A 26446-nucleotide genomic window follows, 5' to 3' on the forward strand; every position below is an offset into this window, starting at 1 on the left:
ATATGATGGGAAATAAAGCAGAGCCAAGAGAAATGACTGCCGTCGACCGGGACGCCGTGGCAAAAACAAAACGAAAGCTCCGTAGGACGCTCGTATATATCATTTTAATTTTATTTACAATCGTGAATGCGTACCCTATCTTCTGGATGATTATGAATGCTTTCAAAACGAGCCAGGATTTTTCATTAAACCCGTTCGGCCTCCCGGCTCAGTGGGTGTTTGAAAACTTTCAGGATGCGTGGGTCACGGCAAATATCGGCACTTTCTTCTTTAACAGCGTACTGGTTGGAGCGGCAGCTGTGTTAATTTCTATTTTTTCGGGCGCGCTTGCGGCGTACTTTTTATCCAGGTTTGAGTTCCGGGGGAAAAAGTTCATTTATGGATTTCTCGTGATCGGCCTTTTGATTCCAATCCATGCCACTCTTGTGCCAATGTATATTCTTATGCAGAATTTAGGGATTTTGAATACGTATTGGGCACTGATCTTCCCGTACGTGGCGTTTAACCTTCCTATCACAGTATTTTTACTTACCAGCTTTATGAGTTCTTTTCCGAAGGAAATGGAGGAATCAGCGATTATGGACGGATGCGGGGTATTTCGTATCTTTTGGTCCATTATTCTGCCAATGACAAGGCCGGCGATTGCTACGGCAGTTATCATCAACTTTATTAACAACTGGAACGAGTTTGCCTTTGCCCTGGTGCTTATCAGCGACGAAGCGCTTCAGACACTGCCGCTCGGCCTGGCAAACTTTGCAGGCGCCTACACAACAAACTATCCGGCTCAGATGGCGGGATTAACTCTTGTGCTGGTCCCTACAATCATTTTTTATCTGCTCATGGAAAAGCAAATTGTTGAAGGCATGACACAGGGAGCTGTAAAAGGCTGATATTTTGAATATGAAGGAGCTGAAAATATGTCTACTCATACAGTAACTATTCCTAAAAATTTTATGCTTGGGGCCGCGCTGTCGGCCTGGCAGTCGGAGGGCTGGTCCGGGAAGAAGGAAAGCCAGGATTCCTACATGGACCTTTGGTATAAAAACCATCGGCATGTCTGGCATGACGGCTACGGGCCAGCCATAGCCACGGATTTCCGGAATCGGTACAAAGAGGATATCAGCTACATGAAAACCATCGGCCTGACGCATTTTCGTACCTCGGTGAACTGGTCCCGGTTTTTAACCGATTATGAAAACGCCATCGTCGATGAAGAATATGCTTCCTACGTGGAAGACATGGTGGACGAATTAATCGCCCAGGGCGTGGAGCCGATGATCTGCCTTGAGCATTACGAGATTCCGGCCGAGCTGTTTGAACGGTACGGCGGATGGGAATCCAAGCATGTCGTTCGGTTGTTTGAAAAATACGCGGAGAAAGTGATGAACCGACTCGGCGACCGGGTCAAACACTGGCTGACGTTTAATGAGCCCATCGTGCCGCAGACCCGCATGTATTTGGATGCGATTCGTTATCCGTTTGAACAAAACACTCAAAAATGGATGCAATGGAACTTTCATAAAACGCTTGCCACCGCCCGTGTCGTGAAATTGTTCCGGGAAAAACAGCTCGCGGAGCGCACCGGAGCGAAAATCGGTGTCATCCTCAATCCGGAAGTCACCTATGCCCGGTCGACAGCGCCTCATGATCAGGAAGCGGCGCACAAGCATGACCTGTTTTTTAACCGGATGTTTCTGGATCCGACAATCAAAGGGGAATATCCGGAAGAGTTGTATGAACTGATGCACAAGCACGATATTGCCTTTACAGCGGCCGAGGAAGACTTGGATACGATCCGCAGCTATACCGTGGACTACGTCGGACTAAATTTGTATTTTCCCCACCGCGTGCAGGCACGGACGTCCGGGTGGAACGAGCAGGTCCCGTTTCATCCAAGGTACTATTACGACCCCTTCGACCTCCCCGGGAAAAAGATGAATCCTTACCGCGGGTGGGAAATCTTTCCCCGTATTATGTATGACATGGCGATCCGCATGAAAGAAGAGTATGGAAACATCGAATGGTTTATTGCGGAAAACGGGATGGGGGTCGAAAACGAACAGCGATTCAAAAATGAGGAAGGCATTATTCAGGATGATTACCGGATTGCGTTTATTACCGAGCATTTATCGTGGCTGCTGGCGGCCGTCAACGAAGGCGTGAACTGCCGGGGATATATGCTGTGGGCCTTTTCGGACAATGTCTCTCCAATGAACGCGTTTAAAAACCGGTACGGCCTCGTTTCCATCGACCTGGATAACAATCGGGACCGAACCATGAAAAAGTCTGCCTATTGGTTCCAGGATGTAATTAAAACCCGTAAACTTAAGGTGGAAGAAGAACCTTACAAATAAAAAGAACGGGGGATAAAATGAATACGTATCTGGCGGTGGATCTGGGCGGAACCTTTATGAAGTATGCTTTAATCACAGAGGAGGGCACGATTCAATTAAAAGAAAAAACCAAAAGCCCCGTTAGTATCGATGATTTAGTGGAAACAGTGGGAAGGCTCTCAGAAAAATTATTTCCCGTAAAGGCAGTCACGATGAGCTCGCCTGGGGCAGTAACCGAAGAAGGGGTGGTGCAGGGATCCAGCGCTCTTCCCTATTTACATGGTCCGAACATAAAAAACCTGCTGCAGAAACGAGTACAGCTGCCGGTATATATGGAAAACGATGCGAATTGTGCAGCATATGCGGAAGTGTGGAAAGGAGCAGGGTCCGAGGCCCGGAATATGCTGTCGGTAGTTATCGGTACAGGTATTGGCGGGGCGATTATTAAGGACGGGGTGCTGCACCGGGGAAACCATCTACATGGAGGCGAGTTTGGCTACATGCTGTTAAATACAGAGGAGCCGGGGTTTAACCAGACGTGGAGCGGGCTGGCCTCGACACAGGCCTTAGTGCGCCGTTTTGCGAATGCTAAACAGAAAAATTCTGAAGACTATACGGGAGAAGATATCTTTCGGCTTGCAGATGAACACGATCAGGAGGCGGTTGAGGCTGTAGAAAAGTTTTATTATTATGTAGCGGCTGGGATTTACAACCTGCAGTATATGTATGATCCGGAATTAATTACTATTGGTGGCGGCATAAGCGCACGTGAAGACCTCATTACAAAAGTGAATGAAAAATTGGATGTGATTATGGCATCCCTGCCATTGGGAAAAATCAAGCCCGCTATCGCGGCTTTTAAATTCCGGCAGCATTCCAATCTTCTCGGAGCAGTTTACCATGGTCGGCTAGAGGAAATGAAAAAAGAGTAGCTGAAAAACTCCTTAGTATAAAATGTCGGATGTTCGGCAAAAGCAACTGTATAATATTAAAATAAATTGAAGAGCCGGGGAAGGGTTTATTCTCTATCCGGCTTTTTAGTGTATTTGATAAACAGGAGTTTAGGTTATTAACTATTCCAAAAAGGGAAAATAAGTACCGGGTAAAAGCATAACCATATTTCAAGCTGCTATGGAAAGGATGAGTAACTGATGAGCAACTCTATTCCGGAGATCCGCCTGAATGATGGCCTGACGCTTCCGGCTATCGGATTTGGAACATACGCGTTAAATGGAAATGAAGGAGCCAACGCTGTAGACCGGGCGATCCATGCAGGATATCGCCTGCTCGATACGGCCTACAACTATGAAAATGAAGGGACCGTAGGAGAAGCTGTGCGGCGAAGCTCTGTTCCGAGACAGGAGCTTAGGATCACATCCAAGCTGCCCGGGCGTTACCAGGAGTATGAAAAAGCTGTACCAGCGATTCAGGAGTCATTGTACCGCGCGGGGCTGGATTATTACGACCTGTATTTGATCCATTGGCCCAACCCGAAGCAGGGACATTACGTTGAAGCGTGGCAGGCGCTGATTGAGGCGAAAAAATGGGGGCTTGTCCGTTCCATTGGAGTATGCAACTTTTTGCCAGAGCACCTGGAGCACCTTGAAAAAGAAACGGGCGTGAAGCCAAGCATTAACCAGATTGAGCTTCACCCATATTTTAATCAGGAAGAGTCAAGAAAATGGCATGAAAAGCATGATATTCAAACCGAATCCTGGAGTCCACTGGCAAAGGCCAGTGATGTGCTGCAGGATGAAACGATCCGTAAAATAGCAAATAATCATAATAAAACAGTCTCTCAAATTATTCTTCGCTGGCATTACCAATTGGGTACGGTACCGATACCAAAATCAATGTCCCCCCGCCGGCAGATTGAAAACCTTTCGATCTTTTCCTTTTCGCTCGATGAGCAGGAAATGGAATTGCTTGCATCACTAACCCGCCCGGACGGACGTACAAACGATCAGGACCCGGCGGTGTACGAAGAGTTTTAAATCCACGTCATAGAGTAAAAAAGCCGGGAAGAGGATCTGCCTCTTTCCGGCTTTTGCGTAAGAATAGAATTAAACGGTTTTTGGCACCTGGTGGAAGCAGCGCTTGTAGATCCATTCATAGTCGGATACGTTTAAGTCGCGAGGGTTGCCTTCTGTCTGCGGATCGTTCATTGCTTCTTTGGCAAGACGCTCGGTCATGTCAGGATTTACGCCCTGTGCTTCGAGAGAAGGAATATCGAGCTCTTCTGCGAGGTCATATATATACTGAACAGAAGCTTTAGCTGCTTCTTCAGTGCTCATCCGGGCCGTGTCGATGCCAAAGGCCTGGGCAACACGTGCAAAACGCTCGGGTGCACCTTTCCAGTTGTATTCCATGACCGGCCCCATCATAGCTGCTACGCACTGGCCGTGGGCTACTGGAATGATACCGCCAAGTGTCTGGCTCATGGCATGAGCAGCACCTGCAGATTCACTGCCGTAGGAAAGCCCTGCAAGCATTGCTGCCTGGGCCATGCCGTAACGGGCTTCAAGGTCTTCGCCGTCGGCGTAGGCACGGCGGATATATTTTGCAGCGTACTCAATTGCAAGCAGCGCTACTGCGTCTGTGACAGGCTGGGCGAATTTCATTGTATAGCATTCAACCGCGTGAGCTATCGCATCAATACCGGTCATTGCAGTTACATGCGGAGGCATGGAAACATGCAGCTCCGGATCGATAATAGTGACGTATGCCGGAATGAGCGGTCCGCCGGTGTTAAATTTAAATTCGCGGTCTTCGTCTGTGATTACCGCCCACTGGGTTACTTCAGAGCCGGTGCCTGCTGTTGTTGGTACGGTGATGAATGGAGGAATGCGGCGCTCGAGCGGTTTTTTGCCCTCGGCAGCTTCGTAATCGAGAATCGAGCCTTCGTGGGTAGCTTCAACACCGATAGCCTTTGCAGTGTCCATCGAGCTTCCGCCGCCAACAGCGACCAGGCCGTTGCAGTTTTCTGCTGTGTAAAATTTGGATCCTTCTTCAATCAGGCGTACGGGAGGGTTTGGCTCTACTTTGTTGAAGAGAACGATCTCTACACCAGATGCTTCAAGATTTTTGATGACAGGCTTTGTTACACCTGCATTATGGATGCCCGGGTCTGTGACGAGCAGTACTTTGTCAGAGCCGAAGGCTTTGATTTCTTCCCCAATATGTTTAATGGCACCGATGCCGTGTTTGATTGCCGTGGGTACTTCAAATGTATGATAGCTTAACATGCTTTCGACTTTCATATTCATGCTCATGGGAAAAACCTCCTTAATGAATGAAAAAATCCTTTTTTCCAAAGCAAGGGCTTTTACAAAAAGCTGCGCTGGATAAAAAGAATCCTTTTTATATTTTATTTTAGGACTTAATTGTCCCTGCATCCGACGGATCAACACCGTGACGATAAAATTTTGTATTCATCGGTTCGAGCGGCTGTTGCTCAAGAATTAGATCCGCTGCTTTTTCAGCGATCATGAGTACTGGTGCATGGATGTTTCCGTTCGTCACATAAGGCATGACGGATGCATCTACTACGCGAAGATTTTCGACTCCATGCACTTTCATCGTCTTCGGATCAACAACTGCCATTGGGTCTGAAGCAGGTCCCATTTTCGCAGTACCGCTCGGGTGCAGCGCCGTTTCGGCATCATTGGCAACCCATTCCAGAATTTCTTCGTCTGTCTGTACAGCGTCCCCTGGAGCAATCTCTCCGGAATTAAATGGTTTCATGGCTGGTTGTGCCATGATTTCACGGGAAATACGGATCGCTTCAACCCACTCGCGTCTATCCTGTTCCGTGGAAAGATAGTTGTACACCATGCTTGGATGCTCCTTTGGATCCCTGGAGCGGATCTTCAAGCTTCCTCGTGCATCAGAATACATTGGCCCAACGTGCACTTGGAATCCGTGCTTCGTATCTGCTTTCTTGCCGTCATAGCGTACTGCTACTGGGAGAAAGTGGAACATTAAATTCGGATAAGGAACAGTTTCGTTAGAGCGGACAAATCCTCCTCCTTCAAAATGATTCGACGCTGCGGGACCTTTACGGCCAAGAAGCCACTGCAGACCTATCCAAGGCATTTTCAACTTATTCAAGCTTGGCTGCATGGAAACCGGCTGTGGGCAGGAATACTGAATATATGCTTCCAAATGGTCTTGCAGATTTTCACCGACACCCGGCAGGTCAGCTACCGGCTCGATTCCAAGCGAACGAAGGTGTTCTGCGTCTCCGACTCCGGAAAGCTGAAGCATCTGCGGAGAATTGATCGCGCCACCGGAAAGAATGACCTCTCCTGCATTCACCTTCAGCTTTTTGCCATTGTGTTGATATGTTACACTTTCTGCCTTTGTCCCGTTAAAATCTATGCTTTCAACAAACGCACGGGTTCTTATAGTAAGGTTTTTCCGATTCATAACCGGGTGTAAAAATGCACGGGAAGCAGACATTCTTCTGCCTTTATGGATATGCTTGTCAAACGGTCCGAATCCTTCCTGACGGTAACCGTTCACGTCCGGTGTGCGCGTATAGCCTGCTTCTACAGCTGACTCAAAAAACGCTTGGAACAACGGACTCGTTGCTGGCCCCCGTTCCAGCTTTAGCGGACCTTCCTGCCCGCGGAATTCGTCATCTTTTTCAGCCGCTAGCGTGTTTTCCAACCGCTTGAAATATGGAAGACAGTGCGCGTAGCTCCACTCATCCATACCTTCATCTGCCCCCCATCGTTCATAATCGAGGGGATTTCCGCGCTGGTAAATCATTCCATTAATAGAGCTAGATCCGCCGAGTACTTTTCCTCGCGCATGCTTAATGCGGCGACCGTTCATGTATGGTTCCGGATCAGACAGATACTTCCAGTCATAGAGACTCTTTCCTGCTGGAAACGGCAGTGCCGCCGGCATCTGAATCAGTAAGTCCCAAGCATAGTCACTTCGCCCTGCTTCTAGTACAAGCACGCTATTATTTTTATCGGCGCTTAACCGGTTCGCAAGTATAGATCCTGCACTGCCTCCACCAATAATTACATAATCAAATGTTTCACTCATATTGTGCACCCCCAAAGATTTTCTTTGTGTAACGATGTGTGTGAAGCTATATAATAACTTTTGCTCCAACTATGTTATTTCGTAGAGAGTTATTAATAAAATGACACTTACTCAACGGAAAAAACGAGAGATTATTTAGGGAGTTTGTGTGTATTTATTTGTTGCTGTTGATCTAGAAAAAATTCAGAGCTTCCGGATTAGTGTTACGGAAGATGTGTTTTGTTTCGGTATACTCTTCCATGCCGACCTTGCCAAGTTCACGGCCGATGCCGGACTGCTTGTAGCCGCCCCAAGGAGCCTGGGCAAAGTAAGGATGGAAGTCGTTGATCCAGACAGTACCAAGACGAAGACCGGAGGCCACTCGCTCGGCTTTGCTGATGTCTGTGGTAAACGTAGCACCGGCAAGACCGTAAACCGTATCGTTCGCTTTTTCCACGGCTTCTTCTTCAGAGGTGAAGGTTTCCACGGTGAGTACCGGTCCGAAGATTTCTTCCTGCACGATTCTCATGTCGGTGCGGCAGTCGGTAAAGATCGTCGGCAGAAGGAAGAAACCTTTTTGGAGTGTTTCGTCGTTCGGGCGTGCGCCGCCAACAGCAACTGTTGCTCCTTCTTGTTTACCGATTTCGATATAATTTTCGACCTTGCTCAGGTGCTCTGCGGAAATAAGCGGTCCCATCTGTGTTTCTTCATCCTGTCCACTGCCGAGACGAATGTTTTTCACCCGGTCGACGAGCGCGTTGACAAAATCATCATGGATGGACTCCTCCACCAGCAGCCGTGCTCCAGCGGAACAAACCTGGCCGGCATGGAAGAAAGCAGCGTTTAGGGCCTGATCCACGGCAAGGTCGAAATCAGCATCGGCGAAAACAATGTTAGGGTTTTTGCCGCCAAGTTCAAGCGCGATCTTTTTCATATTGGATGTAGCGGACTGCATAATTTTACGTCCGGTCTCAATACCGCCTGTAAAGGAAATCAAGTCCACGTCTACGCTTTCGGAAAGCTCTGCCCCTGCGTCTGTGCCTTTTCCGAGTACAAGGTTGGCAACTCCCGCCGGAAGGCCGGCTTCCTCCATCAGCTGAAATACCTTCACGGTCGTAAGTGGCGTAATCTCGCTTGGCTTCACAATGATGGTGTTTCCGGTCGCAATAGCCGGCGCGATCTTCCATGCTGCCTGCAGAAGCGGGTAGTTCCAGGGGGTGATTTGACCGCATACGCCGACAGGCTCGCGGACAATTTTGCTGTCGGAGTCCGGAAGCGGAGAAGCAATATATTCACCCCCATCTTTGTCGGCCAGGCCGGCAAAGTAATGGAATACCCCGGCGATATCATCCATATCGTCACGGCTTTCACTCATAGTTTTTCCAGTATCGAGCGTTTCGAGTTCTGCGAGTTCTTCTTTATCCCGCTCGATGAGCTGGGCAATTTTTAATACATACGCTCCGCGCTCCGAAGCGGGGATAGAGGCCCAGGTGCCTTTATCGAATGCACGGCGGGCAGCCTGTACTGCTTTTACAGCGTCCTCACGGGACCCTTCCACTGCCTGTGTAATAATGCTTTGGTCAAGCGGGTTAATGATGTCCCGGGTTTCGCCGTTAGCAGCTTCTACCCATTCGCCGTCAATGTACATGCGAATATCCATATATATTTGCCTCCTATGTATTAATTTTGTTAAAAAAATATTTAACGTTTTGAACAAGTTAAATCTAACAGCTTTCAATCATCTTGTCAAAGAACTGCTTGGAAACCTTTTAAAAACGCCGGAAATTGTTACCCTGAAATAAATTTAAAAAAGATTTATGAGGCTCTCTCGCGCGCGTGCGAAAATATCCGAAGGCTTTTTATTTCCCCGGGAATAAACATAAAAAGCACAGGCCAATATTTTTGATTAGGCATTTGACAAGAAATTTTTATACGTTAAGATTAGAGACTGTGAAGAAAATATTTAACAAATTGAATTTTTTTAATAGAAAAGGAGGGGCCCATGACGGATTCTCATCACCAGGATGAATGGAGGGAGTCACTCGAAAGCGCCAAAGACATTATCATTGATTCCCTGGCAGAGACCATGGATTTGTACGGTGTTACAAGAAGCGTTGGCACTTTGTATGGGACAATGTATGTTGAAGGCGATATGACGCTAGATGAAATGAGAGAAAAACTCGGAATGAGTAAACCGAGTATGAGTACCGGGGTGCGGAAGCTGCAGGAGTTTAACGTCGTAAAAAAAACACACCGGCGCGGAAAGCGAAAGCAGACCTACGTAGCCGAAAAGGATTTCTTCCGTTTTTTCAGCAACTTTTTTACCCAGCAATGGGAAAGAGAAGTACGGACAAACTTGAGCGCCATCGAAAGCGCCTGGGAACAACTAGACATGCTGATTCAGTCGGAAGAAGCAGAAGATTCCATAAAAGAAGAAGCCCGGGAGATTCAGCGAATTCTCAGCCAGTCGATTAAGTACTATAAATGGCTGGGTCGTCTCGTGGAGTCTATTGAAACGGGAGAGCTGTTTAAATATATTCCAGTTGAAGAAGACGATGAAAAAGAGAGATAACAGCTTTACATTATCTCTCTAGGGATACTTTTCAAAATATTTAGAATTTTATAAAAAATTGAGGTGTTGCTTGTGATAGAGAAAAATTTAAACTTAATAAAGAGTCTGGGATTCGTCCTTTTGGTAGCAGCGGTACTGATTTACATAATTGCTACTGGTGACGAAGTGATGTGGAGCGGCTTTATTGCCATGCTTGTTTTCTATGCTTTGATGTATTATGTCGGCGCCTATTTTGCCGCTAAAAAATCTGATTCCCTCGACGACATGATGGTGGCCAAACGCAGTCTACCGCTTGTAGTCATGATTTTCACCATGGCTGCCACCTGGGTAGGCGGTGGTTATATTAACGGTACCGCAGAATCAACATACGTTGACGGCCTCGTATGGGCCCAGGCGCCCTGGGGTTATGCCCTCAGTCTTATTATTGGCGGTATTTTTTATGCCAGAAAAATGAGGCGCTACGAATTCAAAACCATTATTGATCCGCTCGAACAGCGGTTTGGGAAGAAAATGGGTGGTCTGCTGTATCTTCCGGCGCTCCTGGGGGAAGTGTTCTGGAGTGGCGCGATTCTAACAGCACTAGGCACTACATTTGGTACTATTTTAGGGATCAATTTTACGACGTCGATTGTTATTTCAGCCATTATTGCGATCGCCTACACCGTATTTGGCGGCATGTGGGCGGTTGCTTATACAGACCTTTTACAGATGATTCTGCTGTTGGGCGGTTTGTTTCTAGTGCTGCCGTTTGCCTTTGGCAGCACCGGCAGCTTGAGCGTAAACTGGAACGAGTATCAGGCAGATCTTGGGTCCTATGCGAACCTTTTTCCGCCGCTTGACGGGTGGAATCATCCGGAATGGGGCAACTATTTCTGGAACTGGTGGGACTATGCCTTTCTATTGATTTTCGGCGGCATTGCCTGGCAGGTATATTTCCAGCGCGTGCTTTCCGCTAAAGATGAAAAAACGGCGATGTGGTTTTCGATCATTGCCGGTGTCGTATGTATTATTGCGGCTGTCCCTGCTGTTCTTATTGGTATAATCGGCTATAATGTTGACTGGGCATCCTTTGGCACTTCAGCTCCGGAAACAGGGGCCATGGTACTGCCGGAGGTGCTCCAGCATCTGACGCCGGGATGGGTAGCAGCGATTGGCCTCGGGGCTCTTGCCGCAGCTGTTATGTCCTCCATGGACTCTTCGATTCTATCCGCATCGTCGATGGCTTCATGGAACATATACCGTCCGCTGATTCGTCCGGAAGCATCCAACGATGAACTGAAAAAAGTGATTAAGACCTCGATTGTGATTATCGGGGCGGCTTCTACCCTGATTGCTTTAAATGTTGGAAGTGTATATACCCTGTGGTACCTTGCATCGGATTTGATTTTTTGTATTTTATTCCCGCAGCTGACTATGGCGCTGTTTTATAAAAATGCGAATGTGTACGGTTCTCTTACGGCATTTATCGTATCTGTCTTTTTACGTCTTGGTGGCGGGGAGCCCGCGATCGGCCTGCCGGTCTTCCTTCCGTACCCAATGATTGAAGACGGGATTGTGCTTTTTCCTTTCCGTACGGTGATTGTGATCATTGCTTTTATTCTCATATTTATTGTTTCTGAAGCTACGAAGAAAAAGGCAGTTCCGAAGCCGCTTCTCATGCCATATGAACGAAATGACAACGAAGCTTTGGAAAAACAGCCATCCAAATAAAATCAAAAAAAAGAGCCTGGAAGCAGCAATGCTTTCAGGCTTTTTGGCGTACAGCGCCGCATATACAGAGAAAAACAGCTTCTACAGCTGTATACTGAAGCTTAGGAAGTTTTCGGGAAGGTCAACATACCTAACGGCGTTCAGTGCATCTATATTAACATATTTCCTTTATTTGTCCATTAAACATAAAAAAGAATAGCTATAATTAATGCTGTTTTTTAGCTGATATGTGCTTTTTATGCCGATGAGAGCCTGTTTTCATATTATTTCATGATTATTTTCATTATATGGAAATATGAAGGTAGAAAATGATTGAATTTCATCAGCATTTCTATAAAATAAGAGAAGTATTTCTACGTGAATTTGATTAGAAGAGGAGACTCTGATGCTTAAACGTTTTTATTCCTATTACCTTCCTCATAAACAGCTGTTTTTCATTGATTTTTTCAGCGCGATCGCTGTTGCGGCTTTGGATCTGGTTTTCCCGCTTGTGGTCCAGTGGTTTATTGATTCCCTGCTGCCTCAGGAGGATTGGAATCTGGTGGTATGGGTGTCGGCCGGTCTGCTTGCTGTCTATCTGTTCAGTGCCTATCTGCAGTATATCGTCAATTATCTTGGGCACAAGCTGGGTATTAATATTGAAACAGATATGCGGCGGGAGCTGTTTAAAAGCGTGCAGGGCCAGTCGTACCGTTTTTTTGATAATACAAAAACCGGCCATATTATCAGCCGGATCACCAATGACTTATTTGATATTGGAGAGCTTGCCCACCACGGGCCGGAGGATTTATTTATTGCCGTTATGACGTTTGCGGGCGCTTTTACGATTATGTTTTCCATTAACCCGCAGCTTGCGCTCGTAGCTCTTGTTTTTGTACCGTTTTTGATTGCGCTTATTACCTATACGAACATTCAGATGAACAAAGCGTGGACAAAAATGTATGCAGAAATTGGCGATGTGAATGCCCGGGTGGAGGACAGCGTCTCCGGAGCAAGGGTCGTGCAGTCGTTTACAAATGAAGCCTTTGAAATCGACCGGTTTGCTAAAAACAACAACCGTTACCGCCAGGCCAAGCTGTCGGGTTACCGGACGATGGGCCACACCACAGCGACTATTTTTTTAACGACCCGTCTCATGATTCTGGCTGTGCTCGTTTACGGCGCTTGGCTCGTTTACACAGGCGCTATTACAAACGGGGAGTTCGTCGGCTTTATTTTGTATGTGAACGTGCTGTTCAAGCCGATCGAAAAAATCAGCGCCATTTTAGAGCTGTATCCAAAGGGCATGGCCGGATTTAAACGGTTTGTACAGATGACGGATGCAGAAAAGGATATTGTCGATCATCCGGAAGCAACAGAAGCTCCGGTACTTACAGGCGACATTAAGCTCGAAGGCGTGACGTTTGGCTATCATCAAAACCAGCCGGTGCTCCGGGATATGAACGTGACGGTCGAGGCGGGGAAAACCGTTGCCTTCGTCGGCTCCTCCGGCGCAGGGAAGACGACTATCAGCTCGCTGATTCCGCGGTTTTACGATGTGGATGCCGGAGCTGTGACCATTAATGGGATAGACATACGTAATATGACAAAGGAATCCCTCCGTTCCCAAATCGGCATGGTCCAGCAGGATGTATTCTTGTTTAACGGTACGTTAAAGGAAAACATTGCGTACGGGCGCTTAACGGCTGAAGAAGAAGAGATTGAAGAAGCTGCCCGGCTGGCGAACCTGGACGGCTTTGTGAAGGAGCTTCCGGACGGGTATGAAACAGAGATCGGCCAGCGTGGGCTGAAGCTTTCCGGAGGCCAGAAGCAGCGGATTGCAATTGCCCGGGCTTTCTTGAAAAATCCGCCGATTTTAATTTTGGATGAAGCAACCTCAGCACTTGATACGGAAACTGAAGCATTGATTCAACAGTCGCTGACACAGCTCGCAGAAAACCGGACGACCATTGTAATCGCCCACCGGCTTGCGACCATCCGGCACGCCGATAATATTGTGGTAGTAACCAGCGGGCGCATTGCGGAGCAGGGAACATACGAAGAGTTGATTCATAAAAATGGTGTTTTTGCTTCATTAAACAGTGTGCAGCTTGAATATCAATAACATGCTTTCCTCTCCTATATACACGGAGAGGATTTTTTTATACCAGTGTGAATGAGAACGATTTCAACACCAAAGAATCACTAGAATACGCCGATAATAGTAGAGGGCAGACATTACATAAAAAAATTATCTAGAAAAAGGGGGACGCCTATGCTGCCATCATTAACATTCCGAAAAAAATTATACGTGTCATTCCTTCTTGTGCTGCTGGTGCCTAGCCTTATTATCGGCTTCAGTGCCTACACTTCTGCCAAAAATGAAGTCAGAAGCCAAATGAACAGCAATGCTGGGGAAAGCGTCAGCTTGATCAATCAGCAGATTGACGAAGAAATGAAAGCAAGAATTGCTGATATTAGTCATTATGCCGGTCTTGTCACCGAAGAATCATTTACTGACGCTGAAGCCGAAGAACGTATGCTCAATACCTTTAATGACTATATTCAAACGCATAACAAGGTTATTTCCATTTACACGGGATCAAATGAGGGAAAAACGCTGTTCATGTCGGATCAGGGGGAGCTGCCCGAAGATTTTGATCCCACGGAACGTCCGTGGTTTCAAGAAGCAGTGGAAGCCGGGGGAGAAGCAGTGCTTACTGACGTTTATGTAGATGCAGCGACCAATACCCAGATTGTAACCATTACCCAGCAGCTGAATGATGGCTCGGGAGTAATGGCTATTGGTTACGATTTATCCTCCCTTGAATCCCTGGCAAAAGAAGTGGATATTGGAAAAGAAGGGTATGTGGTCATGGCAGATACTCAGGGCAATTATATGGTGAATCCAAATGTTGAAGCAGGGGAACCGATGGAAGAACACGTTTACAGCCAAATGGAAGGACAGGATAACGGTCGTTTTTCCTACATGCTGGACGGGGAAGAAAAAGAAATGGAATTCATACAGAACGAAACGACTGGCTGGACGATCGGCGGCACGTTGTATACGAGTGAGTTTCAGGCGGCAGCAGCACCAATTCTCTGGAGAACCGGCATCGTCATTGCCGCTGCACTTCTTGGAGGTCTTTTGTTTGTCTATTTTATTGTGAAAAGTATTCTAAAGCCGATAGGGCGTCTGCAGGCTTCCGCTGAAAAAATCAGCCGCGGAGACCTGACTGAGCAGGTGGAAGTAAATAGCAGCGACGAAATCGGAGCGCTTGCCGCAAGCTTTAATCATATGGTGGAATCTCTGCGGGGCATTCTCACCAAGCTTTCTGCGTCTGTGGAACATATGAGCTCATCGTCTGAACAGCTGAAAGCAAGCTCAGAACAGACGTCCCAGGCGACAAGTGAAGTAGCTGTCGCTACCGAGCAGGTAGCAAGCGGGGCAGAAAGGCAGACGGAAAAAATTAAACATAACAGCGCCGCACTTAAAGAAGTGAGCGGCGGTGTGAAAAAAATTGAGGAACGGACTGACAACGTGCTTCAGCTTTCAGCTGCGACAGCGGAGAGAGCCAGGGAAGGCAGCAGGTATGTAAAAAGCAATCTTTCCCAAATGCAGGACATCCACCAGTCTGTCACTGCCTCCAACCAGGTTATCCAGGCCTTGTCGGACCGCTCCAAAGAAATCGGCGGCATTCTCGAGGTCATTACCGGCATTGCGAGCCAGACCAATCTGCTTGCTTTAAATGCAGCTATTGAAGCTGCGCGGGCCGGGGAACAGGGAAAAGGCTTTGCTGTCGTAGCGGAAGAGGTCCGGAAGCTTGCAGAGCAGTCCTCCGCGTCGGCAGAGCAGATCGGTACGCTGATTAAAAGTATTCAAAACGACGCAAAACAGTCTGTGATTCAAATGGAGGGCGTGTCAAAAAATGCGGAGCAGGGGCTCACCGTATCCGAGGACACGTCCAGGCAGTTTCAGCAGATTCTTGACAGCATGGAGCACATGGCACCAAAAATTGAAGAAGTGACTGGGACGGTCCGCGATATGGCCGGAAGCGTCGAGCGCATTTCCCACTCGACTTCAGATATTTCTTCGATTGCCTGGGAAAATGCTGCTTCTTCTGAAGAAGTGGCAGCGTCTACACAGGAGCAGCTCGCCTCGATGCAGGAGATATCCTCTGCCGCCGAAACGCTCGCTGCCATGGCGGAAGATCTTCAGCAGGAAGTCAGCTGCTTTAAAATATAAAGAAGTATTCTTTGCAAGCAGAAAATCCTATGGGCTTTCTGCTTTTTTTTATAAATTACAGTTAAAACACGTATTACCCGGGAAATAGAAAGAGGCAGCCATTTATAGTCTGAAACTTCAGGAGGGCCAATGAAAAAATTATCGTTCGACATAGGATTGTTTCGTTTTTTTATCTTTTGGTACATATGCGGCCTTGTGCTGCTTACGTTCGACCTGCTCCCGGAATGGCTGGAGTGGGCAAATGCCGTTTTCTTGTATTTAACCGGAGTAATTGGAGCCTTTTTTTTGATTCGATCCTACGGGGGAAAAACCGGGGGAGGGCTGACTGCCGTTATATTTCTGCTTTCGATGTTTCTTGAAGGGATTGGCGTGCAGTTGAACCTTTTTTTTGGGAGCTATGAATACGCCTCTGATTTTGGCGCGATGATTCTCGGGGTCCCACTGACCATTGGGGCAGCATGGGTAGCTATCGTTTCGGGGTCACATGCGTTAATGCTGTACGTTCTGGCCCTGCTTCCACGCCTGCGCGGATGGGGAGCATTTGTTTTTTATGTGCTGCTTGGGGCACTGTTGGTCACCGGAATTGATTTTGTGCTCGATCCTGTAAATTACCTGGTGCAGGGGTACTGGATATGGAATGAAGGCGGCTGGTATTACGATATCCCGTTTTCGAACTTCCAGGGCTGGTTTATTATTGGCTTTCTTCTGCATACAATTATGTATTCGGTGCTCCGCTTTCAGGGGAAATTGTTTCACGTGTCGGCTTATTGGCAGCCGCGAACAGCCGTTTTGTATATGCTGCTCACCTTTATGTTTACCTTGCTGGCGCTGTTAAACGCTCTTTGGCTCGCCGGAGGCATTGGAATTGGTATTATGATTTTTTGTTCTTTTATTTTTACTGTGGGGAAAATAACAAAACATTAACAGGTTCTTCATACAAGCATTACATTAAGGGGCTAACATAAAAGATGTTGATCCCCTAGGTTCATCTCACTGGATAGGGAACCCCTCTTTGTGCCGCTCCGTATCCCGGGGCGGCTTTTTTTATGTCTCTAAAACGTTAAACAGCCTCGGAAGGGGAATGAGCTCAAGCGCCGTGTCTATCCGGGGATCTGTATTGCCTTTTTCTTCTACTCTGCCGCAGTAAATTAATTGCTCCTCTTCGAGAAAATAGAGAGCGTCCTGTATCTTCTGTTCCTGGGTGCTGGTTAAATATACTACGATCGGTTCGTTTCTTTTTAGTGCAGTTCCAGCAGCGGGAGTTGCGTGTTTGTTTAATTTATGAAATGCACGATTTACTTTAATGGCAAGCATGGCCCGGGCCTCCTGTTTTTCATGTATAGATGTGTTTTCCCTGCGAAAAAGCGTATGAAGCTTTATTTTCGTCCCATCTTTATACGAAAAGCTCTTCCGGAAAAGGAAGAGCTTTTCTTGTTATGCCTGCTGCTCTTCCTCCCAAACCTGCTGAAGGGCCTGTTCAAATGTTTCTGCCGGCTGGGCCCCGGAGAGAGTGTACGTTTCATCGAATATATAAAAAGGCACGCCGTCAATTCCTATATAGGAAGCTTCCTGTAAATCCTTCTGTACGCTCGGGGTGTAGGCGTCAAGCTCGAGCAGTTCCCTTGTCTCCTCTTCCACGAGGCCGACGTCGCCGGCCAGACGGACAAGAGTATCGATATCCGCAATGTTTTTAGCTTCGGTGAAATATGCACGAAAAAGACGCTCTGTCATGCGGTTATTTTTGCCGCGCTCTGTAGCGAACTGCAGCAGCCGGTGGGCATCAAATGAATTGGCCGGCACCGCTTCATCCATATTGTATTCCAGGCCAAGGTCACGGGCCTGATCGGTGAGCTGCCGGTGAAAAGAAAGCACCTGCTCCCGGTCCATGCCCTTTTGCTCTGAGAGGAAGGTATGGATATCAGAATCGGGATTTTTCGGCATCTCCGGATTTAGCTGAAAGCTGTGATAAACAACCTGTACCTGGTGCCTGAATGACATGTTTTCCAAAGCGGACTCAAAGCGCCGTTTCCCTAAGTAGCAAAACGGGCACATTACATCAAACCAAATATCTACCTGCATGATTTTCCTCCTTTAAATATGCTGTCTCCAGTATGAAGAAAAAATTTTTTTCTGCCTATAGAAATGCTTATAGAGAGCGGTTTTTTCGATATAAATAATAAGTTAGTAAAAAATATCCTTTTTTCGAACGTACGTTCTTGTATAATGGAGGTAATATACTTCTTTCTGAAGGGGACGTGATGCTGATGAACGAAGAACAGAAAACAATCGCCCGTATGATTGCGGCAGAATGGGAAAAGGAGACAGAGGACTGGAAACAGAAAGAACGTCTTCTCCGTAAAGCCTGGGCTGAAAAACACGAATTGAGACTATACTGGAAAAATGAAGAAAACACTGTAGTTACTATAGGTACCTGTACGTACATCGACCATATCAAACGGCTGATTCATTGGAAGGACGAGCAGGGCAGCTACTACAACGTTTCCTTTGAGCAGATTCTTTCTGTAGAAAAGGGGCGTGGGGATTCTTGAAAAACGAAGAACTCGCAGTGCTCTCCGCTTATCTGGATAAGCAGATCGAGCATTTGGCCTTCCGCACGCCCTACAGTAAAGAAGATGATCTTCTTTGTCTTGGCGGCCGGCTTGCTTACCAGCAAATTCGTGCTGAAGTACAGAAAATAGCAGAACAGAAAGAAAATTACTATAAATGAACTGATGGAAAACGGTGAAGAAACAATTTATGGTATTCTGAGAAAAGAAGGTATTCAAAACCACTATGTGGATTTTGTAACCGCTATCTTGATGAACTCAGGCCCGGGAGGGGACACCATGAAAATAGGAATGATTGGCATCGGAGATATTGCCAAAAAAGCGTATCTCCCCATTTTAAGCAATTTAAAAGATGTAGAACTGCACGTGTACACAAGAAATCCGGATACGTTAAAAGAAATTGCTGATACGTATACGATACCGCATACGTACCAACAGATGGACGAGTGGCTGAGCTGCGGCATGAAAGCAGCATTTGTGCATACAGCCACCGTAGCTCACGAGCCTATCATAGATGCGCTGCTCGACATGGGCATTCACGTGTATGTGGACAAGCCGATTACGTATCATGCCGAATCCGCCCAGCGATTGCTCACTAAGGCTAAAGAGAAGCGGCTTCTGTTAATGACGGGCTTTAACCGCCGGCATGCGCCTTCCTATCAAAAGCTGATGGAAGCAGAGGATACGAATATGATTATTGTACAAAAACACCGGGGCCATCAGGCAGTGGACGCCCGCACGTTTGTATTTGATGACTTTATTCATGTGATCGATACGATTTTGTATTTGTTTCCCGAAACAATTGAAAACATGACAGTGAGCGGTAAAGGAGAATACGATCTTCTTCATCACGTGACACTTCAGCTTGAATCTCCCAATGTGACGGCGCTTGGGATTATGAACCGCGAGGCCGGCACTACTCTTGAACGTGTAGATGTGATGAACCAGGAGCAGACATTAACAGTAAGCAATGTCCGGGATGTCAGCGTGCATAAGAATAAAGATGTCTGGTATCAGGGAGAAAACGACTGGGAATCCACTTTAAAAAAACGCGGCTTTGAAACGATTATTACAACCTTTCTGGCTTTTGTGGAGCAGGACATTATCCCGGAATATATGTATGAACAGGCATGGGAAACCCATCAAATGGCCGAAGACGTTGTCCGGCACCTTACTAGTTCCTAACTAAAAGCTCTGTCTTTCTGCGCCTGCAGAAAGACAGAGCTTTATTATGAAGGGAAAATAACCTCGATCCGATGCTGCTCGAAAAAATCGAGCCACTCCTCTGAAGGTTTTTTGTTGGTTAAAAGACAGTCCACCTGTTCAAAAGGAAACGTTTTAACCAGGGAAACAGCTCCAAACTTCGTATGGTCAACAAGCAGAATAACCTGCCGGGCCTGGTTTTGCATGTACTGCTTTAAATCCGCTTCGGGCTCATTTGTATCCATGATTCCCTGTGTCATTGAAATGCCTTTACAGCTCACAACAGCAGCATCTACATTGTACTGCTGCACCGATCGAATGGCGGAAGGGCCCACCAGGGAGCGTGAATTTTTTCGAAGGCTTCCCCCAGTAGAAAATACATCAAAGGAAGAAAAAGCAAAGTCCTGAAGGATAGAAACACTGTTTGTAATAATAGTGAGATGATCTTTGGACTGCTGAAGCACCTGCAGCGCTTCATATACTGTGGAGCTCGTATCGGCCATAATAGACGAGCCGTCTTTGATCAGCGGCGGCACCAGCTGGGCAATGACCCTTTTTTCTTCTAAATTGATTGTATTTCTTGTCTGATACGGCAGATCCTCGCTCGTTCGTTCATTGAACGTAGCTCCTCCGTAATTTCGGGTAACGATTCCTTCACGTTCAAGCTTTTCAAGGTCACGGCGGATTGTTTCTTCTGTAACGTTAAACGTTGAAGCCAGGGAAGCGACGAATACTTTTTTATCACTGTAGAGAGTTGACAGGATTTTTTCTCTGCGTTCAAAAGCGAGCATACACGGTCCTCCTTGTTGCTTAGCATTTGCTAGTTACACTATAAGCATAAATCATGCAAGAATACAGGTTTTTACGCAAAAATCTTTAAAAAACAAAAATTTTTATACACAAAAGCTGCTTTGTTAAAAAGAAATCGCGGTTTATTTTAGTTTGTGGACATGGAAGCTTGATTAGATGCATAAACGGAAAAGTATGGACGAAAGCTTCTTAACACACAAAAATAATGGTATCATTAAGAATAAATACATAGATAAATGGTAATAATAGTTAAAAGGGAAGTCTTTATAATGATAATAGATAAAAAGGAGAAAATGCTGCTTTGAAGAAGGTCCTTTTTATAACAGTCGGGCTTCTGGTCTTACTTTTGGCGGGGGCAGGGGGATGGTTTGTAATGAAATCAAACGCTTCGCTTGGTAAAAATGCGGAGGAGACCGGACATTATCTCGGGGCTTCGGTGCGCTGGGACCCTCTTACAGAAAACGAAAAGTACGAAAGCCTGCTCGTTGAAGAATTCAGCAGCGTTACGGTGGAAAATGAGATGAAAATGGATGCTGCGCATCCAGCACCGGAGGAATATAATTTTCAAAAAGCCGACGAGATTGTACAAGCTGCCGAACAGAATAACATGAAGGTTCGCGGCCATCCGCTCGTTTGGGGAGAAGCGCTGCCGGAGTGGGTTTATGAAACGGTAGTGGATGAACAAAGTGCCAGGGAGGTGCTGAAAGACCATGTGCAGACCATGGCCGGCCACTACAGGGGACGTGTCAACGAATGGGACGTGGTCAACGAGGCATGGAATGATGATGGAAGCTACAGAGAAACAATCTGGTTGGAGCATATCGGGCCTGAATACATTCCTCTGACTTTCGAGTGGGCACGTGAAGCGGCTCCGGAAGCAAAGCTGTATTATAACGATTACGGTAACGAAATGACAAATGAAAAAACAGAAGCCATGTTTGCAGCTCTGAAAAGGTGGAAAGACGAAGGTGTTCCAATTGATGGTATTGGCATGCAGACTCATATAGATGCTGCCGACCCGAGGTTTTCAAAGGAGAAAATGCAAAAAAACCTCCGGCGCTGGGGGGCGGAGGGCTTTGAGACAGCTGTAACGGAACTGGACGTAAAACTTCAGAACCTGGATGCTTCCCGTGAGGAACGCCTGGAGAAGCAGGCAGATATTTATGCAGATGTGACGAGCGCCTGTATGGAAGAGCCCTCCTGCAAAGGGCTCACCGTCTGGGGTGTCGGTGATACAGAAAGCTGGATCACGGAGCAGGAGGCAGCAAGCGGCGAGCCGTTGCTCTTTGACAGCAGCTGGGAAGCAAAGCCTGCGTACGAACGGATCAAACGCACGTTTATTTTTAATCAAATGCTATAGTAGGGAGGCAGGACATGAGCGACACATTCTGGTATATCATCACCGCAGAAATAATTGTACTAATGCTGCTGTATTTTTCGGCGAAAAGATGGACTTGGTCCCGGCACATACTGCTCTCCCTTTTTCTTATCGTTAATGCTGTTTATCTTTTTTGGCGGGCGGCTGAAACGATCCCGACAATTGGTGTTATCAGCTTCATCGCCGGGATTCTTTTACTGGCTACAGAAGTAATGGGGTATTTCCAGTCAATTGTGTTTACGATTTTATCCTGGAGACCATTCAAGCGAGAACATATTCCACTCTCGGAGCTGGAAAGCCTGCCTACAGTCGATGTGTACATTGCCACATATAATGAACCCGAAGACCTCCTGAAGCGAACCATGATTGCGTGCACAATGATGCGCTATCCTGAAGATCTGCTGAAGGTATACGTCTGTGATGACGGGAAAAGAGAATCAGTGCGCCGGCTTGCGGAAAGCTTAGGCGTGGGCTATATTTCCAGGCCCGGCAACGAGCACGCCAAGGCCGGCAACCTGAACGACGCGTTAACGAAAACTGATGGAGAAATAGTCGTCACGATGGATGCGGATATGGTACCGAAAGCCGAATTTCTGGAGCGTACCCTGGGGCAGTTTAAGGATGAAAAAGTGTCTTTCGTCCAGGCCCCGCAGGTATTTTATAACGCAGACCCTTTTCAGTATAATTTGTTTTTTGAAGACAATATTACGAATGAGCAGGACTTTTTCATGCGCCGGCTTGAAGAAGGAAAAGACCGCTTTAATGCCACTATGTACGTAGGCAGCAATGCTTTGTTCCGTAGGCAGTCACTTGAGGATATCGGCGGATTTGCGACGGGCGTGATCACCGAAGACATGGCTACTGGCATGCTCCTTCAAACCGGGGAACAAAAGACGGTATTTGTAAACGAAACGCTGGCCGTCGGTCTTGCCCCGGAAACATATGCCGACCTTTTAAAGCAGAGAGACCGTTGGTGCCGGGGTAATATTCAAGTTACCCGGAAATGGAATCCGATGAAAATAAAAGGATTGTCCTTCATGCAGCGGCTGTTGTATATGGACGGCATCAATTATTGGTTTTTCGGCGTGTACAAAATGATTTTCCTGCTTGCGCCGCTGCTATTTTTGATTTTTTCCATTTACAGTCTGAATGCAGAGTTTGAAACGCTCGTGCTTTACTGGCTGCCGGCATTTCTTTCGTCCCAGCTGGCCTTCCGGTTAATGTCCGACCAAAAACGGACAGTTCTATGGAGTCATGTTTATGAAGTGGCAATGGCCCCGTATATGGCTATCTCGGTAATTACAGAAGCGTTTATGCGGAAAAACATCAAGTTTAATGTCACCGCCAAAGGAATTCAAAACGACCGCCGCCAGTTTCTATGGAGGGTCAGTATTCCTTATCTGGTACTGCTTGCGCTTACTTTTATTGCCCTGGCGAGAGTGCTATTGCACTTCGTTACACCACTGACACTTTTTCAAAATGAAGACGTGCTGTATATTAACATTTTCTGGATTCTTTATAATGCGGTAGCTCTTGTACTGGCCTTGATGGTTTCCGTGGAACGTCCGCGTTTTCGCGGGGCTGAACGGCACAAAGTAGAACTGGATGGCACCGTTTCTGCCGGAGGAAAAAAGCTTCCTTGTAAAGTACTGGATTTAAGCGAGACTGGGGTGCGTTTTGAAGTAGCTAACCCGGAAGCAAAGGCCTGGCTTTCACAGGAAGAGCAGTTTACGCTAAGCGCCGGGCCGATTAACGGCCTTCGCGTACACAAATTATGGGTCGGCGATCAGGCAGAAAACGCTGCAGCTGCCGGAGGCAAATTTCAAAATGTGACCCTCGAACAGTACCGGAGCTTGATTCAGGTCATGTTTTTGGAGATGACAGATATTTATACGAAGCGAATTTACGAGCGGTCATCCCTCGGCAGAGCCTTCCTGAAATTTTTCAGGGGAACGGAAAAACAGCCGGCTCAGGCAAAACGAATGGCTGTCCGGGAGCAGGTGAATATGTCTGCCACTGTAAAAGTAAACAACGTTATTCATGAAGCAATAGTTAAGGATTACAGTATGAGCGGCTGCCGGGTACAGGTGAAAAACATTAAAAGTATCCAGCCAGGGGATATTGTCTATATTTCGGGAAGCGAAGACCATTTTCCGGATAACTATGCGCGTACCCAGTGGATCCAGCAGCGTGGCCGTAAAACATGGGTGGGAATGCAGTTTTTACAGGAAAGCAGCACTCATCAGGCATCAGCTAAATAAAGCAAAAGAGGAAGGCTTCCTGGTAGCAGGAGCCTTCCTCTTGTTGTTTTTTGCAGTAAAGGTAAAGCTTATTAAGCTTTTAGAAAGAAACGGCACTCCCGGGGTTACGTTTGTTCCGGGGACTCGGAAGAAGAGGAGGAGTTTCCTCGCCGGCGGTGGTAAATAACGTTCAGTTCAGCACCGATCATTAAAATCAACCCGGTCAGGAAAAACCAAAGCATCAGAATAATAATACCGCCAAGGCTTCCGTAAGTGGCAGAGTAGTTGCCGAAGTTGCTGACATAAAAGGAAAAAGCGAGAGATATTAGCTGCCAAAGCACGGCAGCAGTAATAGCACCGGGGAGAATTTCTTTCCATTTTAACGTTTTGTTAGGAGCAAAACGATATAATACGAGAAGCACAGCTGACATCACGGTCAAAGCTACGACCCACCGCAGAATTTGAAACAGCAGCGCCGTCTGTGGTGGAAGGCTGACAGTGGCATTAATAAAATTAATAATCAGATTGCCGAATATGGGAAGAATAAGAGCGGCAGCAAGCGCAATAATCATGCCGAGCGTCAGGGCAATGGAAAGGCCGCGGACTTTAAAGAAGGAGCGTGTTTCTTCGACATCATAAGCTGTGTTGGAGGCATTAATAAAGGCGTTAATACCGTTTGATGCTGACCATAAAGCGCCGATCAGACCAACAGTGAAAAGCCCGCCCCGCGGTGTTTCCACGATACTCAGGATATTTTCCTCGAGAATAGATGTCATACCGCTTGGCGCAGTATTCTGTACAAGCGTGACTACGGCCTGGGAATCAATATTAAGGAAGGGGAGGATAGTGAGTATTAAAATCATCATTGGAAAAATGGAAAGCAGGTAATAGTAGGACTGGGCAGCGGCAAGTAAAGGGAGATCGTCCTTTTTAAATTCGCCCATCAGTTCTTTAATATAAGATTTGATAGTGTTCATATGTTTATACCCCTCTCTTTGCAGCTTGGCGATATATTATATACATCCTTTCCTTACCGTACCACCAGGAGGGCGGGCTTAAACTGCCGGGAAAGCAGAAGGGGCATATTTATTGTGCATAGGGGATTGATGGATCAAAATAAAGTGGAGAATGAAAGGAGGAAAAAATGATTTATATAGACAGCCGGGCGTTTCAGGAGGAAACGTTGCGGAGATACGATCGTACGGAAGAAGGAAAACAGCTTGTTGAATTTACGTTTCTGGTCACCCATGAGGAATACCATGATGTAACGGTACTGCTCTACGAAAACGATTTTAACGTGCAGGTTGGGGAATCAGAACCATTCCAGGCTGAAATTCTGCAGTATTCTACGGATACGGTGAACCTGTACGAGCCCGGAAGCAGGAGCCGTTATACGCTGGCATTGATTGAAAAATAACCGAAGAGCCGCAGCTCTTCGGTTAGCTTTTAGAATAGTCCTTAATATGATAAGCTTCTGCAAGTTTTTCATTATCCTCCTGATACTTCAGCTGCAGCACTTTTTGAAGATTTACCGGAAGGGTGTAGCGTTTATAATGAAGAGCAAAGCTGGCGTTATTTTGAAGCAGCCGACGTGGAGACACAATGCCGACCTTTGGAATATTGGCGATGGGAATTTTTCCTTTTGGGTTCAGCGGCGTTTTAACGAAATAGTTCAGTTTGCGGGCGATTACCGCCTGCATGACGCCATAGCTCCGGTTCAGCTTGGAGCGGTTGTATTTTGGCACGCGGTCGATGCCCATATACTGAAGCAGCTGCAAAATCTGACCGTATTCATCATTGCGGAAATTTTCGTACTGGAGGAGATAATAATTCTCCGGGCCGAAAATCTCTTCAACCTTCTGAAGATAGTGGTAATAATGGTAATGATCCAGAATGCCGTGGTCTTCCCAATCTTTAAATAAGGTTTTGGCACTTTTGTACCCACCCTGATGAAGATATTGTACATAAAGGGAAGTTAACAGGTCAATCTGATCCCGGACGCCGACGATAATATGGGTGTCATATGTATCTGCTGGAAACGTGCGGCGGAGGTCTTCAAGCACCTTTAGATTATTTTTTGATTTCTTTTGGGAAAACGGGCTGCCCGAAAGGCCCTCATAGGAGATAAGCACCGGCTTGTCCGGCTCCATAAACGCTTCAATGTTCGTGCGGATTGTATGAATGTTTTCGTCGTTCAGCCGTTTCAGCCGTAAATCATACAGTTCCTGATTAATTCGTTTTTTCCGTATGTATTTGATTTCCTGCTTTAGTTTAGGATATACATTCTGCTGTAGAAATGTAGTTGCTGTTTTATGAAAACCGATATGTATAAACACTTTTTTTCGCATAGGTTCCTCCGCATAATTTGTTT

The 26446-nt window shown here is 46.7% G+C and carries 23 protein-coding genes; 15 read left to right on the forward strand and 8 right to left on the reverse strand.

Annotated features, from left to right (window positions below):
* Window positions 1–2: 2 nt before the first annotated feature.
* The 4 genes from ACTTK6_RS09065 (at window position 3) to ACTTK6_RS09080 (ending at window position 4327) form a co-directional block, all read left to right on the forward strand.
* Window positions 3–890 (forward strand): carbohydrate ABC transporter permease, encoded by an 888-nt coding sequence (locus ACTTK6_RS09065; protein WP_233133258.1) that lies wholly within the window; start codon window positions 3–5, stop codon window positions 888–890.
* A gap of 27 nt (window positions 891–917) precedes the next feature.
* On the forward strand, window positions 918–2354 hold the full coding sequence (locus tag ACTTK6_RS09070) for a glycoside hydrolase family 1 protein (protein ID WP_462833233.1): 1437 nt from the start codon (window positions 918–920) through the stop codon (window positions 2352–2354).
* A gap of 17 nt (window positions 2355–2371) precedes the next feature.
* Window positions 2372–3265 (forward strand): ROK family protein, encoded by an 894-nt coding sequence (locus ACTTK6_RS09075; RefSeq protein WP_462833234.1) that lies wholly within the window; start codon window positions 2372–2374, stop codon window positions 3263–3265.
* Between the two features lie 219 nt (window positions 3266–3484).
* On the forward strand, window positions 3485–4327 hold the full coding sequence (locus tag ACTTK6_RS09080; protein ID WP_079474439.1) for an aldo/keto reductase: 843 nt from the start codon (window positions 3485–3487) through the stop codon (window positions 4325–4327).
* A gap of 69 nt (window positions 4328–4396) precedes the next feature.
* Here the strand turns inward: ACTTK6_RS09080 and ACTTK6_RS09085 are convergent, their stop codons facing one another.
* The 3 genes from ACTTK6_RS09085 to betB form a co-directional block, all read right to left on the reverse strand.
* Window positions 4397–5605, reverse strand: coding sequence for an iron-containing alcohol dehydrogenase (locus ACTTK6_RS09085; RefSeq protein ID WP_462833235.1), 1209 nt, complete (start codon window positions 5603–5605; stop codon window positions 4397–4399).
* A gap of 100 nt (window positions 5606–5705) precedes the next feature.
* A complete protein-coding gene (betA, locus tag ACTTK6_RS09090; RefSeq protein WP_462833236.1) occupies window positions 5706–7391 on the reverse strand; it encodes a choline dehydrogenase in 1686 nt (561 codons plus the stop codon).
* 172 nt (window positions 7392–7563) lie between these two features.
* Window positions 7564–9030 (reverse strand): betaine-aldehyde dehydrogenase, encoded by a 1467-nt coding sequence (betB, locus tag ACTTK6_RS09095; protein WP_462833237.1) that lies wholly within the window; start codon window positions 9028–9030, stop codon window positions 7564–7566.
* A gap of 342 nt (window positions 9031–9372) precedes the next feature.
* Between betB and cudC the strand changes: the two genes are divergently transcribed.
* From cudC to ACTTK6_RS09120, 5 genes are all read left to right on the forward strand, one after another.
* The gene (gene cudC, locus ACTTK6_RS09100) at window positions 9373–9942 is read left to right on the forward strand and encodes a choline uptake/conversion transcriptional regulator CudC (RefSeq protein WP_079474436.1); all 570 of its coding nucleotides are present in this window, start codon (window positions 9373–9375) and stop codon (window positions 9940–9942) included.
* A gap of 120 nt (window positions 9943–10062) precedes the next feature.
* Complete coding sequence (locus ACTTK6_RS09105) at window positions 10063–11652, forward strand: high affinity choline transporter 1 (protein ID WP_371862278.1); 1590 nt, start codon at window positions 10063–10065, stop codon at window positions 11650–11652.
* A 385-nt stretch (window positions 11653–12037) separates the two neighbouring features.
* A complete protein-coding gene (locus tag ACTTK6_RS09110; protein WP_462833238.1) occupies window positions 12038–13756 on the forward strand; it encodes an ABC transporter ATP-binding protein in 1719 nt (572 codons plus the stop codon).
* A gap of 150 nt (window positions 13757–13906) precedes the next feature.
* A complete protein-coding gene (locus tag ACTTK6_RS09115; RefSeq protein WP_462833239.1) occupies window positions 13907–15877 on the forward strand; it encodes a methyl-accepting chemotaxis protein in 1971 nt (656 codons plus the stop codon).
* A gap of 129 nt (window positions 15878–16006) precedes the next feature.
* Window positions 16007–16801 carry a carotenoid biosynthesis protein gene (locus ACTTK6_RS09120; protein ID WP_079474433.1) on the forward strand — a complete coding sequence of 265 codons (795 nt, stop codon included), beginning with the start codon at window positions 16007–16009 and terminating at the stop codon, window positions 16799–16801.
* A gap of 120 nt (window positions 16802–16921) precedes the next feature.
* On the opposite strand, the gene ACTTK6_RS09125 is transcribed toward ACTTK6_RS09120, so the two are convergent.
* Both ACTTK6_RS09125 and ACTTK6_RS09130 read right to left on the reverse strand, forming a co-directional pair.
* Window positions 16922–17191 (reverse strand): hypothetical protein, encoded by a 270-nt coding sequence (locus tag ACTTK6_RS09125; RefSeq protein ID WP_462833240.1) that lies wholly within the window; start codon window positions 17189–17191, stop codon window positions 16922–16924.
* 120 nt (window positions 17192–17311) lie between these two features.
* Entirely contained in the window at window positions 17312–17956 is a 645-nt protein-coding gene (locus ACTTK6_RS09130; RefSeq protein WP_462833241.1) for a DsbA family oxidoreductase, read from the reverse strand.
* A 185-nt stretch (window positions 17957–18141) separates the two neighbouring features.
* On the opposite strand from ACTTK6_RS09130, the gene ACTTK6_RS09135 reads away from it, so the two are divergent.
* The 3 genes from ACTTK6_RS09135 to ACTTK6_RS09145 all read left to right on the forward strand — a co-directional run bounded on the left by ACTTK6_RS09135 (window position 18142) and on the right by ACTTK6_RS09145 (window position 19629).
* Window positions 18142–18426, forward strand: coding sequence for a hypothetical protein (locus ACTTK6_RS09135; RefSeq protein ID WP_462833242.1), 285 nt, complete (start codon window positions 18142–18144; stop codon window positions 18424–18426).
* Window positions 18423–18605 carry a hypothetical protein gene (locus tag ACTTK6_RS09140; protein WP_462833243.1) on the forward strand — a complete coding sequence of 61 codons (183 nt, stop codon included), beginning with the start codon at window positions 18423–18425 and terminating at the stop codon, window positions 18603–18605. The genes ACTTK6_RS09135 and ACTTK6_RS09140 overlap by 4 nt, the downstream gene beginning before the upstream one ends.
* 118 nt (window positions 18606–18723) lie before the next feature.
* Complete coding sequence (locus ACTTK6_RS09145; RefSeq protein WP_462833244.1) at window positions 18724–19629, forward strand: Gfo/Idh/MocA family protein; 906 nt, start codon at window positions 18724–18726, stop codon at window positions 19627–19629.
* Between the two features lie 44 nt (window positions 19630–19673).
* On the opposite strand, the gene ACTTK6_RS09150 is transcribed toward ACTTK6_RS09145, so the two are convergent.
* Window positions 19674–20438: a DeoR/GlpR family DNA-binding transcription regulator gene (locus tag ACTTK6_RS09150; RefSeq protein WP_462833245.1), complete on the reverse strand. Its 765-nt coding sequence runs from the start codon at window positions 20436–20438 to the stop codon at window positions 19674–19676.
* Window positions 20439–20830: 392 nt separating this feature from the next.
* Here ACTTK6_RS09150 and ACTTK6_RS09155 point away from each other — a divergent pair, with 392 nt between their 5' ends.
* Together ACTTK6_RS09155 and ACTTK6_RS09160 are read left to right on the forward strand one after the other, a co-directional pair.
* Window positions 20831–21817, forward strand: coding sequence for an endo-1,4-beta-xylanase (locus tag ACTTK6_RS09155; protein WP_462833246.1), 987 nt, complete (start codon window positions 20831–20833; stop codon window positions 21815–21817).
* Window positions 21818–21831: 14 nt separating this feature from the next.
* A complete protein-coding gene (locus ACTTK6_RS09160) occupies window positions 21832–24096 on the forward strand; it encodes a glycosyltransferase (protein WP_079474425.1) in 2265 nt (754 codons plus the stop codon).
* A gap of 104 nt (window positions 24097–24200) precedes the next feature.
* On the opposite strand, the gene ACTTK6_RS09165 is transcribed toward ACTTK6_RS09160, so the two are convergent.
* Window positions 24201–25052 (reverse strand): YihY/virulence factor BrkB family protein, encoded by an 852-nt coding sequence (locus tag ACTTK6_RS09165; RefSeq protein ID WP_079474424.1) that lies wholly within the window; start codon window positions 25050–25052, stop codon window positions 24201–24203.
* Between the two features lie 167 nt (window positions 25053–25219).
* Between ACTTK6_RS09165 and ACTTK6_RS09170 the strand changes: the two genes are divergently transcribed.
* Window positions 25220–25492, forward strand: a complete 273-nt coding sequence (locus ACTTK6_RS09170; RefSeq protein WP_079474423.1) for a DUF3219 family protein — start codon at window positions 25220–25222, stop codon at window positions 25490–25492.
* Window positions 25493–25514: 22 nt separating this feature from the next.
* Here the strand turns inward: ACTTK6_RS09170 and ACTTK6_RS09175 are convergent, their stop codons facing one another.
* Entirely contained in the window at window positions 25515–26423 is a 909-nt protein-coding gene (locus ACTTK6_RS09175; RefSeq protein WP_462833247.1) for a sulfotransferase, read from the reverse strand.
* Window positions 26424–26446 lie beyond the last annotated feature (23 nt).

The sequence above is a fragment of the Marinococcus salis genome (assembly GCF_054971365.1).